Annotated in this window: 2 protein-coding genes; both read right to left on the bottom strand. The window is 67.0% G+C overall.

Annotation, left to right across the window (positions count from 1 at the left end):
• Positions 1–36: 36 nt before the first annotated feature.
• Complete coding sequence (locus ACOY6C_RS11710; protein WP_420905658.1) at positions 37–8,157, bottom strand: amino acid adenylation domain-containing protein; 8,121 nt, start codon at positions 8,155–8,157, stop codon at positions 37–39.
• On the bottom strand, positions 8,154–16,391 hold the full coding sequence (locus tag ACOY6C_RS11705) for an amino acid adenylation domain-containing protein (protein ID WP_420905657.1): 8,238 nt from the start codon (positions 16,389–16,391) through the stop codon (positions 8,154–8,156). The genes ACOY6C_RS11710 and ACOY6C_RS11705 overlap by 4 nt, the downstream gene beginning before the upstream one ends.
• Positions 16,392–16,405 lie beyond the last annotated feature (14 nt).

The raw sequence follows: 16,405 nt of genomic DNA, 5'->3' as shown, positions 1-16,405 counted from the left end.
GATGGAAAGCAATTTTCGCGCCATAGAATCCGAACGTTAACTCAGTTCGGCCAGCAAGGCATCCAGATCATCCCCATCCAGGTTGGTTGCCGCGGCATCTTCAGCTGGCTGGCGCAAAGATTCCGATTCCAAACCATATTGGATCATTTCTCTGAATGCAACCAGAAAAAGTTCCCCCAGACGTTGAATCGAGTCGGCGTGATGGTGACACGGATCATAACTCCAGTCCCAGTGTAACACGCCGGAGCCCACAAAACCATTCAGTTCCAGAAGATGGCTGCGTTGGGCGCGCGGGTCGCTGGTGGGACCGATGGCTTCCTGGGCCAGGGTGAAGCGGTTCGACGCGCCGAGCAGACCATCGTACTGACCGAAATAGTTGAAGCTGATTTGGGCGGTGGGCGGCTGGCGCGACGGGGTGTCAAGCAGATGACGCAACAGGCCGAAGCCGATGCCGTTTTTCGGAACCGCCGCGAGCCGTTCCTGAATCCTGTTCAGGGCTCCGGCGGGCCAGGAGTCGTCGGACACCGCCTCGAGGGCCACCGGATAGAGCGCGGTGAACCACCCCACGGTGCGGGAGATGTCCAGATCCTCGAACAGCTCTTCGCGACCATGCCCCTCCAGATCGATGAGGAAGGCGCCGCTTTTTTGTCCGGACCAGAGGCTCAAGGCGCGCGCCAGGGCGGTGAGGAGCAGATCGTTGATGCGGGCGTTCAGCGCTCCTGGCAGTTCGTGCAACAGGGCGTTGGTTTCGACCGTATCCAGGGAGACGCGCAGATGGGCCACCGAGCCGGCCAGGCTGGGTTGATCCGGGCTTCCCTGGTCATGCGGCAGCGGCAGAAAGGTGCGATCGGCCAGGGATTGCCAATAGGGGAGTTCCGCGCGCAGGGTCTCCAGGTGGGCCGGCGCGGTGATCCGTTCCGCCCACTGCTTGAACGAGGTGGTCTTGGCCGGAAGCTGGAACGGTTCGCGGCGCGCGGCCTGGTCGAGCAGGGTCTGGAGATCCTCCAGCAGGATGCGCCAGGAGATCCCGTCGATGGCCAGATGGTGGATGATGAAGAGCAGCCGGCCCGGCTGGTCGTCCGCGCCCTGGAAAAGGGCGGCGCGCAGGAGCGGTCCCCGGCTCGGGTCGAGCGAGGCTTGCAGTTGGGACGCGCGCGTTTCGATGGCCGCGTGCCAGCCGTCGGCGGGGAGCGCGGAGAGATCCTCGCGGGTGAAGGGGATGGTCTCGTCCGGTTCCGCCAGTTCCTGGCGCCAGCCGGAGGGATCCCGGAAAAAACGCAGCCGCAGGGCGTCGTGCCAGCGCAGCAGTTCGCCGATGGCCCCACGCAGCGCCTCCGGATCCAGATGGGGAGGCGTGACCAGCAGATGGGCCTGATTGAAGTGGTGGGGGGCTTCGGTGGCGCGTTCCAGAAACCAGCGCTGGATGGCGGTGAGCGGCGCGGCGCCGGTGACGATCCCCTGTTCGGCCCGCACCGCCTCGGCGAAACTGGCCACGCTGGCCAACTCGGCGATGGTCTGGTGCTGGAAGATCTGACGCAGGGTCAACCCCATGCCCGCCTGACGGGCGCGGGCGACGATCTGGATGCTGAGAATCGAATCCCCGCCCAGCTCGAAGAAGTTGTCGTGGATCCCCACCTGCTCCACGCCCAGCACCTCGCTCCACAACCGGGTCAGGAGCTGCTCCTTGTGGGACTGGGGCGCGGCGAGCTGGCTGGAGAGCCCCTCGCGGCTCCGTTCCGGATCGGGCAGGGCCTTGCGATCGAGTTTGCCGTTGGCGGTCAGGGGAAGACCGTCGGGCAGGAGCATGAACACCGCCGGCACCATGAACTCCGGCACGCGGCTCTTCAAGTGGGCGCGCAGATCTCCCACCGTGGGAGCCGATCCCGGTCGCGGCACCACATAGGCGACGAGATAACGGTTTTCGCCATTCGTCCCTTCGCTTCGCACCACCACCACCGATTCGCGCACTTCGGGATGTTGTTGCAGGGCGTTTTCGATCTCCCCCAGCTCGATGCGAAAACCCCGGATCTTCACCTGATGGTCCCGGCGTCCCAGAAAATCGATCGAGCCATCCGGCTTGAAACGGGCCAGATCGCCGGTCTTGTACATGCGCTTGTACATCCCCTCGGGATGGAACGGATTGGGGATGAATTTTTCGTCGGTCAGCTCCGGGCGGTTGAGATAGCAGCGGGCCAGACCGTCGCCGCTTAAGTAAAGCTCTCCGGTCACCCCGATCGGCACCGGTTCCAGATGGGCATCCAGGATATAGGCCTTGGTGTTGGCGATCGGTCGCCCGATGGAAGGCGAACCCCGCAGATCCGCCGGGATGCGGGCGCAGGTGGAGTAGGTGGTGTCCTCCGAGGGACCGTAAAGATTGTCGAAATGCAAAACCCCTGGATTGGCGTAGATGGCGTGGGCCAGGGTATCCTTGAAGGGTTCGCCGGCCAGGATCACCAGCCGCACCGAGTCGGGCAGCGGCCCCAGGCGCAGCAGGGCGGCCATGGCCGAGGGGACGGTGTTGACCAGGGTGACCTGGTGGCCGGCTTCGACCACGCCGGGCAGGGCCAGGGCGTCGCGGGCCAGGATGATCCGACCGCCCCAACTGAGCGTGACGAACAGCTCGAACACCGACAGATCGAAGCAGATCGAGGTGGAGGCCAGCACCGCCTCGAACCAGGCCCGTTCATAGAAGGTCCGGGTCCAGTGGATCAGGGTGACGGTCGAGTGGTGTTCGATGGCCACCCCCTTGGGCAGACCGGTGGAGCCGGAGGTGTAGATCAGATAGGCCAGGTGGTTCGGGGTGGCCAGGGGTTCGGGTCGGCTGGTGGAGCGCGCGGCGATGGGGGCGGCCACCGGACCATCCAGGCTCACCACCCGCGCTCGCGAGGCGGGCAGGTGGGGGAGGATCGATTGCTGGGTCAGCAGCACCGGACCTTCGGAGGAGGTGTCGGCTTTTTCCATGTCGGAGAGCATGAAGGCGATGCGCTCCGGCGGATAGTTGGGGTCGAGCGGGACATAGGCCCCGCCGGCTTTCAGAATCGCCATCAGGGCCACCACCAGCTCCTGGTTGCGCTCCAGGCAGACCCCCACCAGCCGGTCCGGACCGACGCCAAGGTCGCGCAGATGGTGGGCCAGCTGGTTGGTTTTTGCGTCCAGTTGGGCATAGGTGAGCCTGCGGCCATCGTCGCAGATCAGGGCGATGGCGTCCGGAGTGGCCTGGGCCTGATGTTCGAACAGTTGATGGATGCAGAGAGCGGCGTGGGGATGATCGACGTGGTTGGCGTTCCAGGTCTCCAGCAGCAGTTCCCGTTCGGCGGCGTTTTGAATCGGGAGGCGCGACAGGGGGATGTTCGGCGTGGCGGCGATGTTTTTGAGCAGGCTGGTGAAATAACCGATGAAACGCTCGATGGTGGTCGCATCGAACAGATCGGTGTTGTACTCGAAGTTGCCGGAGAGCCCCTCCGCGTTCTCCTCCATGGAGAGCGAGATGTCGAACTTGGCCGACTTGCCATAAAGATCCAAAGCCCGCATGGTCACCCCGGCGAGGTCCGGCGGCGCGAAGGGGGCGTTCTGGAGCGCGAAGAGCACCTGGAAAAGCGGCGCGTGGCTCAAGTTGCGGGTGGGCTGGAGGGCATCGACCAGCTGTTCGAAGGGGATGTCCTGGTGGGCGAAGCCGTCCAGGGTCATGCGTCGCACCCGTGTCAACAGGGTCGCGAAATCCGGATCCGCGCCCAGATCCACCCGCAAGGCCAGGGTGTTGACGAAAAAGCCGATCAACCCTTCGGTCTCCGGGCGACCGCGGTTGGCCACCGGCGTGCCGATCACCACGTCGGTCTGATCGCTCAAGCGACCGAGCAGAGTGGCGAAGGCGCCGATCAGGGTCATGAAGAGGGTGGCGCCGGTGGCGCGGCAGAGCGCATGGAGTCGATCCGTGGTTGGCCTGTCGATGTTGAAATACAGATCCGCGCCGTGATAGGTCTGCACCGGCGGGCGCAACCGGTCGGTGGGGAGTTCCAGAAGCTCCGGGATGTCGGCCAGTTGCCCCTTCCAGTAGGTCAGTTGCTGTTCGAGCAGCGCGCCGGTGAGCCACTGTTGCTGCCAGTGGCCGTAGTCGGCGTATTGGATCGGCAGGGGCGGCAGGGGATCCGGCGCGCCCGCCGCGAAGGCGTTGTAGAGTTGGAACAATTCGGTGATGAAGATCGCCACCGACCAGCCGTCCGAGGCGATGTGGTGCAGGGTGAAGAGCAGTGCGTGCTCTTCGGGCGCGATCTGGACGATGCTGGCGCGCAGCATGGGCTCGCTGGACAGATCGAACGGGCGTTGCATCTGCTCGCTGGCCAGATCCTGGAGCGACTGTCCGGGGGCGAGGGTCAACAGCGGCACCGGCAGATCGAAGAGGGGAAGCACCCGCTGCACCGGGTTGCCATCGACCGACGGAAAGACGGTGCGCAGCGACTCATGGCGGTTGACGATGGTGCGCAGGGCGCGGGTCAGGGCAGCGAGGTCCAGGGGGCCGGTCAGGGCCATGCCGCCGGGCAGATGGTAGGTGGCGAAGCCCCCCTCCAGCTGCTCCAGGAACCAGAGCCGTTGCTGGGCGAACGACAAAGGCAGATCGCCACTGCGGTCGATGGCGCGGATCGGCGGCGGCGGCGGCAGACGTCGGGCGGTCAGGCGCGCGGCATCGATGGCCGTGGCCAGATCGCCGAGCACCGGGTGATCGAACAGAAGCGCCAGGGGAAGTTCCAGGGCGAACTGGTCCTTCAGGCGCGCCAGTACCCGCGTGGCCATCAGCGAGTGGCCGCCCAGCTCGAAGAAGTGGGCGTCGCGACTCACGCGCGGGAGGGTCAGCAGCTCCGCCCAGGTGGCGGCGATCAGCTCCTCGGTAAGCCCTCGGGGTGGGGTGAAACGGCTTTCGGCCATCCCTTCGTCGGTCGGGGCGGGCAACAGACGCCGATCCACCTTGCCGTTCGGAGAGCGCGGCAGGGCGGCCATGATGCGGAACAGGGCGGGCACCATGTAATCCGGGAGCTTTTGTTTGAGATAGGCGCGCAGCTGCTCGGCGGTCGGCGGTTCGTGCCCCTTGCGCACCTCCACGTAGGCCACCAGCATCTTGTCGCCGGGACGCGGCTCCCAGGTGGTGGCGGCAGCCTCGTACAGGTCCGGATGCCGGACCAGATTGGCCTCGATCTCCCCCAGTTCGATGCGGAAGCCGCGAACCTTGACCTGATAATCCTTGCGACCCAGAAAATGGATGTTGCCATCCGGCAGAAATCGGGCCAGATCCCCGGTGCGTTGCAGTCGGGCCTCGGGATCGTCGCTGAACGGATCGGGGAGGAACGCCTTGGCGGTCAGCTCCGGTTGATTGAGATATCCTGGCGAGAGGTTGTGTCCGCCGGCATACAGAATTCCCGGCACGCCGATGGGCACCGGTTGCAGGTGGTCATCGAGAATGTAGAGCGGATGCAGCTCCGCCCGCGGCGGACCGATGCGCAGATGGGGTTGCTCGAGATCGGCCAGGCTCAGGGCGTGATACGTCGTGTGGACGGTCGATTCGGTGATGCCGTAGAGGTTGATCAACCGCGGGCGCTGGTCTCCGTGGCGGGCGAACCAGGGTTTGAGGTTCTGGAGTTTCAACGGTTCGGCGCCAAAGATCACCACGCGCAGGGCGAGCGGTTTGGCCCCGCCGGACTCCTCGATGCGGGTCAGGGCCTGGAACACCGAGGGGTTGTTGTTGAGCACCGTCACCCGTTCGCGATGGAGCAGCGCGTAGAACGCCTCGGGGGAGCGGGCGGTTTCGCCATCCACCACCACCAGCTTGCCGCCGAACAACAGCGCCCCCCACATCTCCCAGACCGAGAAGTCGAACGAAAAGCCGTGGAACAGGGTCCAGATGTCGTGCGCGTCGAAATCGAACCAGGCGCGGGTCACCAGGAACATCCGCACCAGCCGGTCGTGGCGGATCACCACCCCCTTGGGTCGTCCGGTGGAGCCGGAGGTGTAGATCACATAGGTGGGGTGGTCGGGCTGGACCGCCACATCCGGATTGCTTTTCGGGCGGGTGGCGATGATCGCCGCGTCGCGTTCGAGAAGACAAAGCGTCGGCGCGGTATCTTGAGACGCCCGCAACAGGGTTCCAGGGTCGGGGGTGGCGGGTGGGCTCCCCCCATCCTTCAAATCGACGGGGAGTTTGGAGACCACCGAGGCGTGCGCCACCACGAACTTCAGACGGGCATCCTCCATCAGGATGGCCAGACGCTCCGGCGGATGGTTGGGATCCATCGGCACATACGCCCCGCCCGCCTTGAGAATGGCCAACAGCGCGATCACCGTGTCTGGCGACCGTTCGACGCTGATGCCGATCAGGGTGCCGGGGGTGACGCCCAGGGCGATCAGGTGGTGGGCGAGCTGGTTGGCCCGGGCGTTCATGGTCTGGTAGTCGAGGGTGACATCCCCCCAAACCAGGGCCGGCGCATGCGGGGTTCGGGCCACCTGCGCCTCGATCAGGGTGTGCAGGCACCCCCCTTCGGGTTCGACCACCTCGGTGCGGTTCCACTGGCGCACCATGAGATCATACTCGGCGGGGGTGAGCAGCGGCAGCCGGGCGCAGGGCTGGTTCACGTCGTCGCAGGCGGCGGTGAGCAGCGTCTCCAGATGGCCGATCATGCGCCGGATGGTGGCGGCATCGAACAGGTCGGTGTTGTATTCGAATTCGCCCTTGAGAAGATCGCCCTTCTCCTCCAGGGCGAGCAGCAGGTCATACTTGGCCGGCACCTGCTCCTGATCCAGGGGCTCGATGGTCAGCCCCGGCAGCTCCAGGCGCTGCTCCGGGGTGTTTTGCAGAATGAACATCACCTGGAACAGCGGGGAGTAACTGCGGGTGCGGGCCGGTTTCAACCGCTCCACCAGTTGCTCGAAGGGGACATCCTGATGGGACTGGGCCTCCAGCGTCACCGCGCGCGCCTGCTCGAGCAGCGCCGCGAAAGTCGGCTGTTCGGTCCATTGCAGACGCAGGACCAGCGTGTTCACAAAAAAACCGATCAATCCCTCCAGCTCCGCGCGGTTGCGGTTGGCCACCGGCGAGCCGATCACGAGATCCGTTTGTCCGCTGTAACGGGCGAGCAGCACGGCAAAGCCGGTCAGCAGGGTGGTGAACAGGGTGGTGCGGTGGTCGAGGCTCAGTTTTTTCAAGTTGGCGGTCAGAACCGGTGAAAAAGAAAAACGCTCCGCCGCGCCGTTGAACCCCTGCACCGCCGGACGCGGACGGTCCGTGGGCAGCTCCAACAGGGCCGGAGCGCCGGTCAACTGCTTCTGCCAGTAGGCCAACTGCCGGTCCAGCTCCCCCTCTTCCAGCCAGCTCCTTTGCCAACTGGCGAAATCGGCGTACTGGATCGGCAGGGGCGGCAGGGGCGGCGCCTCAGCCGCGCCCGTCTCGCGGGCGTAGAGTGCCGCCACCTCTCCGACCAGCACCCCCAGCGACCAGCCATCGGCGATGATGTGATGCAGGGTCAAGAGCAGCAGATGGTTTTTCTCGTCGAGTTTGACCAGAGTCACCCAGATGAGCGGTCCCTGGGACAGATCGAACAGGTGCTCCTCGCCACGGGCGATCCAGGCGCGTTTTTCGGCTTCGCGCGCTTCCGGGGCGAGGTCGGAGAGATCCACCACCGGCAGATCGAGGGGGGCGGGCGCGGCGATGCGCTGCACCGGGGTGGCCCCGTCGGCGGCAAGGCCGAAGGTGGTGCGCAGGGTCTCGTGACGGGCGATGAGGGCGGACAAGGCGCGGGTCAGGGCGGCGTGATCCAGGGGGCCGGTGAGACGCAGGGCCGCCGGGATGTTCCACGTGAACCCTTTTTCCATCTGGTCCAGGAACCAGAGCCGTTGCTGGGCAAAGGAGAGCGTTGCTTCATCTCCGGGAGCGCGGGATCCGGTCGGGATCGTGGTGGCGGTGCCGGAGCGGTCCAACACCGTGATGCCACTGGTCGCGGCCTCGGCTTTCAGGTGGGCCAGGATCTCCCCCTTGCGGGCGGCCATCTCGCCGCGCAGTTCCGGGGTCAGCCGCTCTCTGGGGGCGCTCACCCGCAGGTTTTCGCCATCCACGAGCAGGACCACGCCCAGGGCGCGCAGGTCGGAAATCAGGGTTGCGATGGGCGCATGGGTCACAGGACGAACTCCTCTCGTTCCGTTTCGTCGTGGCAGGTGTCGGGGAGGATCCCCAGGGCGGCATCGAGCTGGCGGGCCAGCGTGGCGATGGTGGGCAACTGGAAGATGAGACGCACCGGAATTTCGATGCCCATGCGTTCCCGCAGCCGGGTGATCACCTGGATGGCATGCAGCGAGTGCCCTCCCAGGGCAAAGAAATCGGCATGGCGATGGATGGCCGGACGGGCCAGGACCGCGCTCCAGATCTCGTGCAGCAGCCGTTCGGTGGCCGTGGCCGGGGGTTCGAGGCTGGCCGGATCCGGCTCCAGGGCGGTCGGCGGGGGCAGGGCGCGCCGGTCAACCTTGCCCTGGCCGGTCATCGGCAAGGCATTCAGGTGGATGAAATGAGCCGGGATCATATAGTCCGGCAGCCAGGAGCGCAGATGGGCGCGGATGTCGTCGTCGGTCGGGGCCGGGGCGGTGGCGGATACCAGCCAGGCCACCAGCTCCCCTTCACCGTTCGGCGCGGTCACCACCTGAACCACCGCCTCGCGCAGCCCGGCATGGCGGGTGAGCGCGGCTTCGATCTCGCCCAACTCGATGCGGAAACCGCGAATTTTCACCTGGTTGTCCAATCGGCCCAAACAGTCGAACGAACCGTCCGGCAGCAGCCGGGCCAGGTCGCCGCTCTTGTAGAGGCGCGCGCCGGGGGTGGAGCTGAAGGGATCGGGGATGAACCGCTCGGCGGTCATCTCCGTACGGTTGAGATACCCCCGCGCCAGCTCGTTCCCGCCCAGATGCAGCTCACCCGGCACGCCGAGGGGCTGGAGTTGTCCCAGAGGATCGAGCACATAGGCGCGGCGCGTGCCGAACGGCTGGCCGATCGGGATGCGCCGGTCCGGATCGATGGCCTGGGGGATGCGCTGGGCCAGGGCGGTCACCACCGCCTCGGTGGGACCGTAGTCGTTCCAGATCTCGATCGCGCCCAACGGGGTGGCGCGGATTCCGGCGATCAGCTCCGCAGAGACCGCCTCGCCGCCCACATGCAGCAGACGCAGGGTGCCGGCGGGTGCATCCTCGGGTCGGACCTGCCAGTCGTGCCGCAACTGTTGCAGATAGGCCGGGGTGAGTCCGGCCACCGTCAGGCCATGGGCGCGCGCCTGCCGGTTGAACTCCGCCGGACTCCAGAGGGTTGGACCGCGAAGCACCAGCGTGGCTCCGGACAGGAAGGTGGTGAACAGATCCTCGACCGAAAAATCGAAGTGCAACGCCGTGAACTGCAACACCCGGTCTTGCGCGGTGATCCCCAGCAGGGCCGCGTAGTCGAGACAATGGGTGACGATGGCCCGATGCGAGACCACCACACCTTTGGGTTCGCCGGTGGAGCCGGAGGTGTGAATCACATAGGCGGCCTGGTCGGGTTGGACGGCGTTTGCGGGGTTGTCCGGGCTCAAGGAGCGGGTCAGGTCGTCGAAATCGTCCAGGGAGATGACCTCGCAATCCTCTTCCGGCAGCAGGTGGCGCAATGCGTCGTGGGCGAGCACCAGGCGGATGCCGGCATCCCTGACGATCGTCGCCAGCCGCGCCTTGGGCTGATCGGGGTCCAGGGGGACATAGGCCCCGCCCGCCTTCAGGATCGCCAGAACTGCGATGATCATCTCCACCGAGCGCACCGGCAGCACCCCCACCAGCCGTTCCGGACCCACGCCGCGTCCGATCAGGAAGTGGGCCAGATGGTTGGCGCGGCGGTTCAGATGGACGTAAGGGATCCTCTGATCGTCGCAGAGGATCGCCTGGGCATGGGGGGTCGTCCCGGCCCAGTGCTCCACGCCCTGCTGGAGCAGGGTGAAGGGCGCCGGGGCGCGATGGGCGCCCGGAGGATGGCTGATGGCGAGCAGCCGTTCCCGCTCCGTCGCGGTCAGGAGCGGCAGCCGGCGCACCGAGGTGGCGGATGCCCCCTCGTCGGCGAGGGCGGTCAGGAGGTTCTTGAACAGCCCGCTCCACCGTTCCAGGGTCTCCGGGTCGAAGAGGGCGGTGGCGTAATCGAACTCGATCACCAGCTCCCCCTGGATCTCGGTGACGTTCACGCTCAAGGCGTTGTCCAGGGCGTGGATCGGTTGCGGGAACCATTCGGCCACGAGGTCCAGTTCGCGGTCCAGCTCGATCGGATGGTCCATGTTGAAGGTGGTCGCCACCAGCGGGGCGCGCATCTGGCTTTGACGGCGGTTCAGGTGTTCGATCAGGTTGGCGAAGGGGTACTCCTGGTGCTCCAGGGCGGTCAGGAGGGTGGTTTTGACCGTGGCCAGGAATTCGGCCAGGGTGGGATCCCCTTCCAGTCGCCCCTTGATGGGCAGGATGTGGGAGCAGTAGGCGATGAGCGGTTGGCGGGCGGCGGCGGGCGGACGACCCAGCACCAGAATGCCGATCACCAGTTCGTCCTGCCCGCACAACCGGTGCAGAAAGAGCTGATAGGCGGCGAACATCAGCATGAACAGGGTGCTGTTGTGGCGCGTGCAGGCCCTTTTCAACCCCTGATGCAGCCCGGCATCGAGCCGCAGCACCGCCCGCGCCGCCCGGTAGTCGTGCTCTTGGGGGGCGGATCGGTCGCCGGGCAGATCCAGGACCGGCAGGGGATCCGGGAACTGCTCCAGCCAGAAGGTTTCGTGGACCTTCAGGGCGTCGGATCGGTCGGAGTTCTCGCGCCAGCGCAGATGGTCCCCAAGCGGCATGGGCGCGGGCAGCGCGCTGGCCCGTCCGGCGCGCAGGGCCAGATAACAGGCGAACATCTCGCGCAACACCACCACGATCGACATGCCGTCGATGAGGATGTGGTGGGCGGTCAACACCAGTCGGTGCAGCCCGGTCTCCAGACGCAGCACCGACAGGCGCATGGCCGGTGGGGTGGCGGTGTCGATCGGGGTGGCGGCCTCGCGGAGGAACCAGGCGTCCAGCGCCTGTTGGCGCGCCTCGGGCTCCAGATGGGTCAGGTCGGTCACCGGCAGGACATGGGTCACTTCGGGCAGGATGGTCTGGTGCTGGCCGTTTGGATCGATGACCGCGCGCAGGGCGTCGTGCCGGGCGATCACCTGGTTGACGGCCCGCTCCAGTGCCGCCAGATCCAGCGGACCGCGCAATTGCAGATTGGTGTGGCTCAGGTTGGTCAGCGAACCGTCGCCGCTCACCTGATCGAGGGTCCAGAGCTGGGTCTGGGCCTTGCTCAACGGCAGGGTGAACGGTTCGGGCCTGGGCGGGGTATGCCCGGCCATGGGAAAGAAGCCGGCATCGAGCAGCGCCTCGATGGTTTCGCGCACCGCCTCGACCACCTTGGCCAGATCCTCGTCGGTGTGGGCGGTGGAGACAAAACAGGTGCGCCCCTCCCAGAGATAAATGCCGCGCTCGATCAGCCCGAAGTGCAGCAGATCCATCTCCAGGGATTGATAGGTGTAGCTGAAGTTGCCGCTCTGCACGAAACGGAACAGGGAGCCGAACCGGGCGATGCGCACCGGGATGTTTTTGGATTGGAAACAGCCGTTCAGATCGGCTTCGAGTCGGGCGGCGCGTTCGTTCAACCGTTCGTGCAGGGCCGGTCCCTCGTCCCGGATGCGGGTGAGGATGGCGCGGGCATTGGCCAGGGAGAGGGGGTGACGCCGGAAGGTGCCGGCCCCGGCCAGGGTGGTCTGGGCGCTCGGGAAAGAGTCGGGATCGTCGAATGCCCACTCCCCGCCATCCACCTGGTCGATGAACCGGGCCTCCCCGGCGATCACCCCCAGGGGGAGTCCGCCCCCCAGCACCTTGCCGTAGGTGACCAGATCGGCCTGGACGCCGAAATGGGCCTGGGCGCCGCCCGCCGCGATGCGGAATCCGGTGATCATCTCGTCGAAGATCAACGGGATGTCGAGTTCTTTCGTCACGGCGCGCAGTTGTTGCAGGAACGCCCGCGGCTGCATGGTCGGCTGGCGGCTCGGGACGGGTTCGACCAGCACGGCGGCCAGTTGATCCGCCTGGGCGCGGATCGCATCAAGCGCGTCCGGCTTGTCGTAGTTGAGAATGATGGTATCGCCGACCGCCTCGGGCGGGATCCCCGGCACCATCGGCACGGTGCGGCTTATCCCGTCCACCTTGCCGGCCATGGCCAGCACCGCGTCCGAGTGGCCATGATAGGCGCCGGAGAACATGGCGATCTTGCGGCGTCCGGTGGCCGCCCGCGCCAGGCGGATCGCCGACATCACCGCCTCGGTGCCGGTGGTGCAGAAGGCGACCCGTTCGACCCCGGTCAGCTCCCGGATCAGGCGCGCCACCTCGCCGCTCAATCCCGATTGCGGCCCCAGATGGATCCCTTGGTCAATTTGTTCGATCATGGCCCGTGTGAGGTCTGGATCCTTCAATCCAAAGAGATGGGCGCCGAATCCGCCCGCCAGATCCACGTAGGCGTTGCCGTCCAGGTCGATGAAGCCGCTCCGGGTGGCCTCGTTGGAGAGGATCGGATAGCTCAACCGCTTGGTCTCCGGGCGCATGCCCATCAGCGAGCGCACGTCGGCCCAGTGGACCCGCTCGGACTCGGCCTTGGCGCGGGAGGTTTTCGTGCGGGCGATGTAGCGGGCGATGAACCCGTCCAGATAGGCTTGCTGGGAGGGGGAGAGCCGGCTGGCATCCTGGTCGTGGAACGAGGCGAAGTGACCGCCACGCGTGGGGACCGGCGCGGGGGAGGGGGATGCGGCGGGTGCGGCGGGTGCGGTGCCTTGCACCGCCTGGACCAGTGGGCCTGCCAGAGGCGACTCCCCACGCAGCAGCGCCAGTTGCTGGCGCATCAGTTCCAACTGCTGCATCACCACCTGCTCCACCATCGAGCCCGGTGCGGCGCTCCCGGTCGGGAGCGGAGCCGGTGGGGTCGCGGAGCCGGGGGCCGCGTGGGTCGGGAGCGGAGCCGGTGGGGTCGTGGCGTCGGAGGCGATGGGGATCTCCGCCTCGGGATCGACCCAGCCGGCGGGCTGTTCGAGGGCGATGGCCTCCGCGACCAGCTGCGGAGTGGACAGATCCTCGAAGATGCGCCGGATCGGAATCCGCACGCCGAAGCGTTTGTCGATCGCCTGGAGGATCTCCATCAGGATCAGCGAATCGGCTCCCATCTCCAGAAACGGGGCGTTCAGATCCACCTCATCCGGGGTGGCGCGCAGTTGCCGGGCGATCAGATCGCGCAGCCTGTCGGTGATGGGTCGCTTCGGGGAAGGCGCGGCGGCGGGCGTGGCAACGGTATCGGACAAGGTGGCCAGGGAAGCGGCGGTGGGCATGGCAACGGTCTCGGGCGGTGCGGCCAGGGAAGGCGCGGCGGTGGGCATGGCAACGGTCTCGGGCGGTGCGGCGGGGGAGGAGGTCGCCCCGGCTGGGGTGGCGCACGGAACGACGACGGACAAGGGGGCCGGGGAGCCGGGATTGGGGATCGGGGCCCGTTCGTCGGCAAACCAGCAGAAGGTGCGCTGGAATGGATAGGTGGGCAGGGTCACCTTGCGGCGCGGATGGTCGCGATAGAGGCCGTTCCAGTCCGGATTGGCCCCATGGGTGTACAGGGTGGCCACGGAGCGGAGCAGCATCGACCAGTCGTCCTGCCCCTCCTTGAGGCTGGCCAGCCACGCCACCGGATCGTCGCGCAGGGCCATCATCCCCAGGCCGATCAATACCGGTTGCGCGCCGATCTCGATGAAAGCGTCGCAACCGGCCTGACGCGCGGCCAGGATCGCCTCCGCGAAGCGGACCGGCTGGCGCATCTGCTGACGCCAGTAGCCGGGGGTCTGCATGTGGACGGTGGCGCGCTTGCCGGTCAGCCCGGAGATCAGGGTCGTTTTCGGCGCGGAGATCTCGAGGTTGGCGAGCCGTTTTTCGAAGGGATCGAGCATCGGCTCGACCAGCGGCGAGTGGACCGCGTGTTCGCTTTTGAGCATCTGGCCCGGCGTGCCCGCCGCCGCGAATTCGGCCAACAGCCGTTCGACGATCGCCCCGGCCCCGGAGATGGTGCAGTAGTCCGGGCCGTTGATGGCCGCGAGCGACACCTCGGCGGCATGCGGGGCCACCGCCTTCAGGATCGTCTCCTCGCCGGTGGCCAGAAGCGCCATCCGTCCGCCGGGCGGCAAGGCGCCGATCAGCCGACCCCGCTCCACCAGCAGCGGCAGCACCGCTTCGAGCTTCACCATGCCGGCGGCCCAGGCGGCGGCGTACTCCCCCACGCTGTGGCCGAGCACCACGGCGGGTTCCACCTTGAGCGCCCGCCACAGCCGCGTCAGGCCGCACGACACCGCGAAGATGGCGCAGTGGGCGTACTCCGGACGGCTCAACAGGGCGTCGTCATCTCCCAGCATCGCCTCGAGCAGCGAGGGGGTCAGATGCGGGCGCAAGATCGCGTCGCATGCGTCGAGGGTGGCGCGGAACAACGGCTGGGTCGCATACAGTCCCCGCCCCATGCCCAGGTACTGGGATCCCATGCCGGTATACAGGAACGCCACCTTGGGGGACAGCCCGGTGGGGTTCTCCACGCCGGGCATGATCCCCCAGGGCGCCCGTCCGCGCTGGAATTTCTTGTCGGCGGCTCCTTCGGCGAAGGCCAGGAGTTCGGCGCGGATTCTGGCGGGATCCTCCCCGGTGGGCGCGACCAGGGCGACCCGGTGGCGGAAGCTGGCGCGGCTCGTGGCCGCGGTGTGGCAGAGATCCCACCACGCCGGCTCCGGTTCCGCCTCCATGCGCGCCGCGTGGCGGCGGGCGAGTTCCCGCAAGGCCGGCATCCCCTTGGCCGACAGGGGCAGCAGGGCCAGCGGCGGGGGAGGGGGCAGGTTGGTGGACGGCTCTTCGAGCGGGGTCGGGGCCTCTTCCAGGATCATGTGGGCGTTGGTGCCGCCAAAGGCGAACGAGCTGATGCCGGCGCGGCGCGGACGGTCGCGTTCCGGCCAGGGGATGAGGGTGGCCGGGATGTCGAGGGGCGCGCGGCTCCAGTCGATATGCGGGGAGCGGGTCCGGCAGTGCAGATGGGGCGGAATGGCGCGGTTGCCCAGCGACAGGATCACCTTGATCAGGCTCGCCATGCCGGCGGCGGACTCCAGATGGCCGAAGTTGGTCTTCACCGAGCCGATGTGCAGGGGTTGATCCTGGGGTCGCTCCGGACCGAACACCTTGGAGAGGGCATCGATCTCGATCGGGTCGCCGAGCGGGGTGCCGGTGCCGTGGGTCTCGACGTAATCGATGTCGCCGGGTTTGAGTTGCGCGTTGGCCAGGGCCTGGCGGATCACCCGCTCCTGGGCCAGACCGTTGGGCATGGTCAGGCCACCGCTCGCGCCATCCTGGTTGATCGCCGAGCCGCGAATCAGGGCCAGGATCGTATCCCCGTCCCGCTGGGCGTCGGACAGGCGCTTGAGGATCAGTGAGCCGCCCCCTTCGCCGCGGGCGTAACCGTCGGCGGCGGCGTCGAAGGTTTTGCAGCGCCCGTCCGGGGCGAGCATGTGGCCGCGCGAGAAGTTGATGCTCACCTCCGGAATCAGGATCCGGTTCACCCCGGCCACGATCCCCAGTTCGCACTCCCGATTGCGCAGGCTCTGGCAGGCCAGATGCGTCGCCAGAAGCGAGGAGGAGCAGGCGGTATCCACCGAAAACGAGGGGCCGGTCACCCCGAGAAAGAACGACAGCCGCCCGGCGGCCACGCTGTAGGTGTTGCCGGTGATGAAATAGGCGTCGATCGCCTCGGGCGGGCGACTCTTGTGCATCAGGAGCGCGTAATCGACGTTGCTCAACGCCACGAACACCCCGACCGGCTGGCCGCGCACCGCCTCGTGGGGGATGTTGGCCCGTTCCAGGGCCTCCCAGGTCAACTCCAGCAGCAGGCGTTGCTGCGGATCGAGACTGGCCGCCTCGCGGCGCGAGATCTCGAAGAATTGCGGGTCGAAGGCGGACGGGTCGCCGATGAAGCCGCCCTGGCGGGTGACGATGGTGCCGGGCCGGTCCGGATCCGGATCGTGCCAGGCTTCGGCGTTCCAGCGGTCGGAGGGGACCTCGGAGATGGCGTCCACGCCGTTTTTCAACAGCTCCCAATACCGCTCCGGGGTGTCGGCCTGGCCGGGAAAGCGGCAACTGCTTCCGATCACCGCGATCGGTTCGTGGCGCGCGGCCTCCATGGCCTTGATCTTGGCGCTCATGTCGCGCACGGCCAAGAGTGCCTGTTTGACCGATGAAAGCTGGCCGGATTCCGCTCCGGAGGTGTCCTGGATGGGGGTGGTCATGCGGTCCTTCGATG

The organism is Candidatus Magnetaquiglobus chichijimensis (assembly GCF_045865675.1).
GTDB classification, from domain to species: domain Bacteria; phylum Pseudomonadota; class Magnetococcia; order Magnetococcales; family Magnetaquicoccaceae; genus Magnetaquiglobus; species Magnetaquiglobus chichijimensis.
The sequence above is the reverse complement of the archived record's forward strand: the minus strand, read 5'-3'. Positions and strand labels throughout refer to the sequence as shown.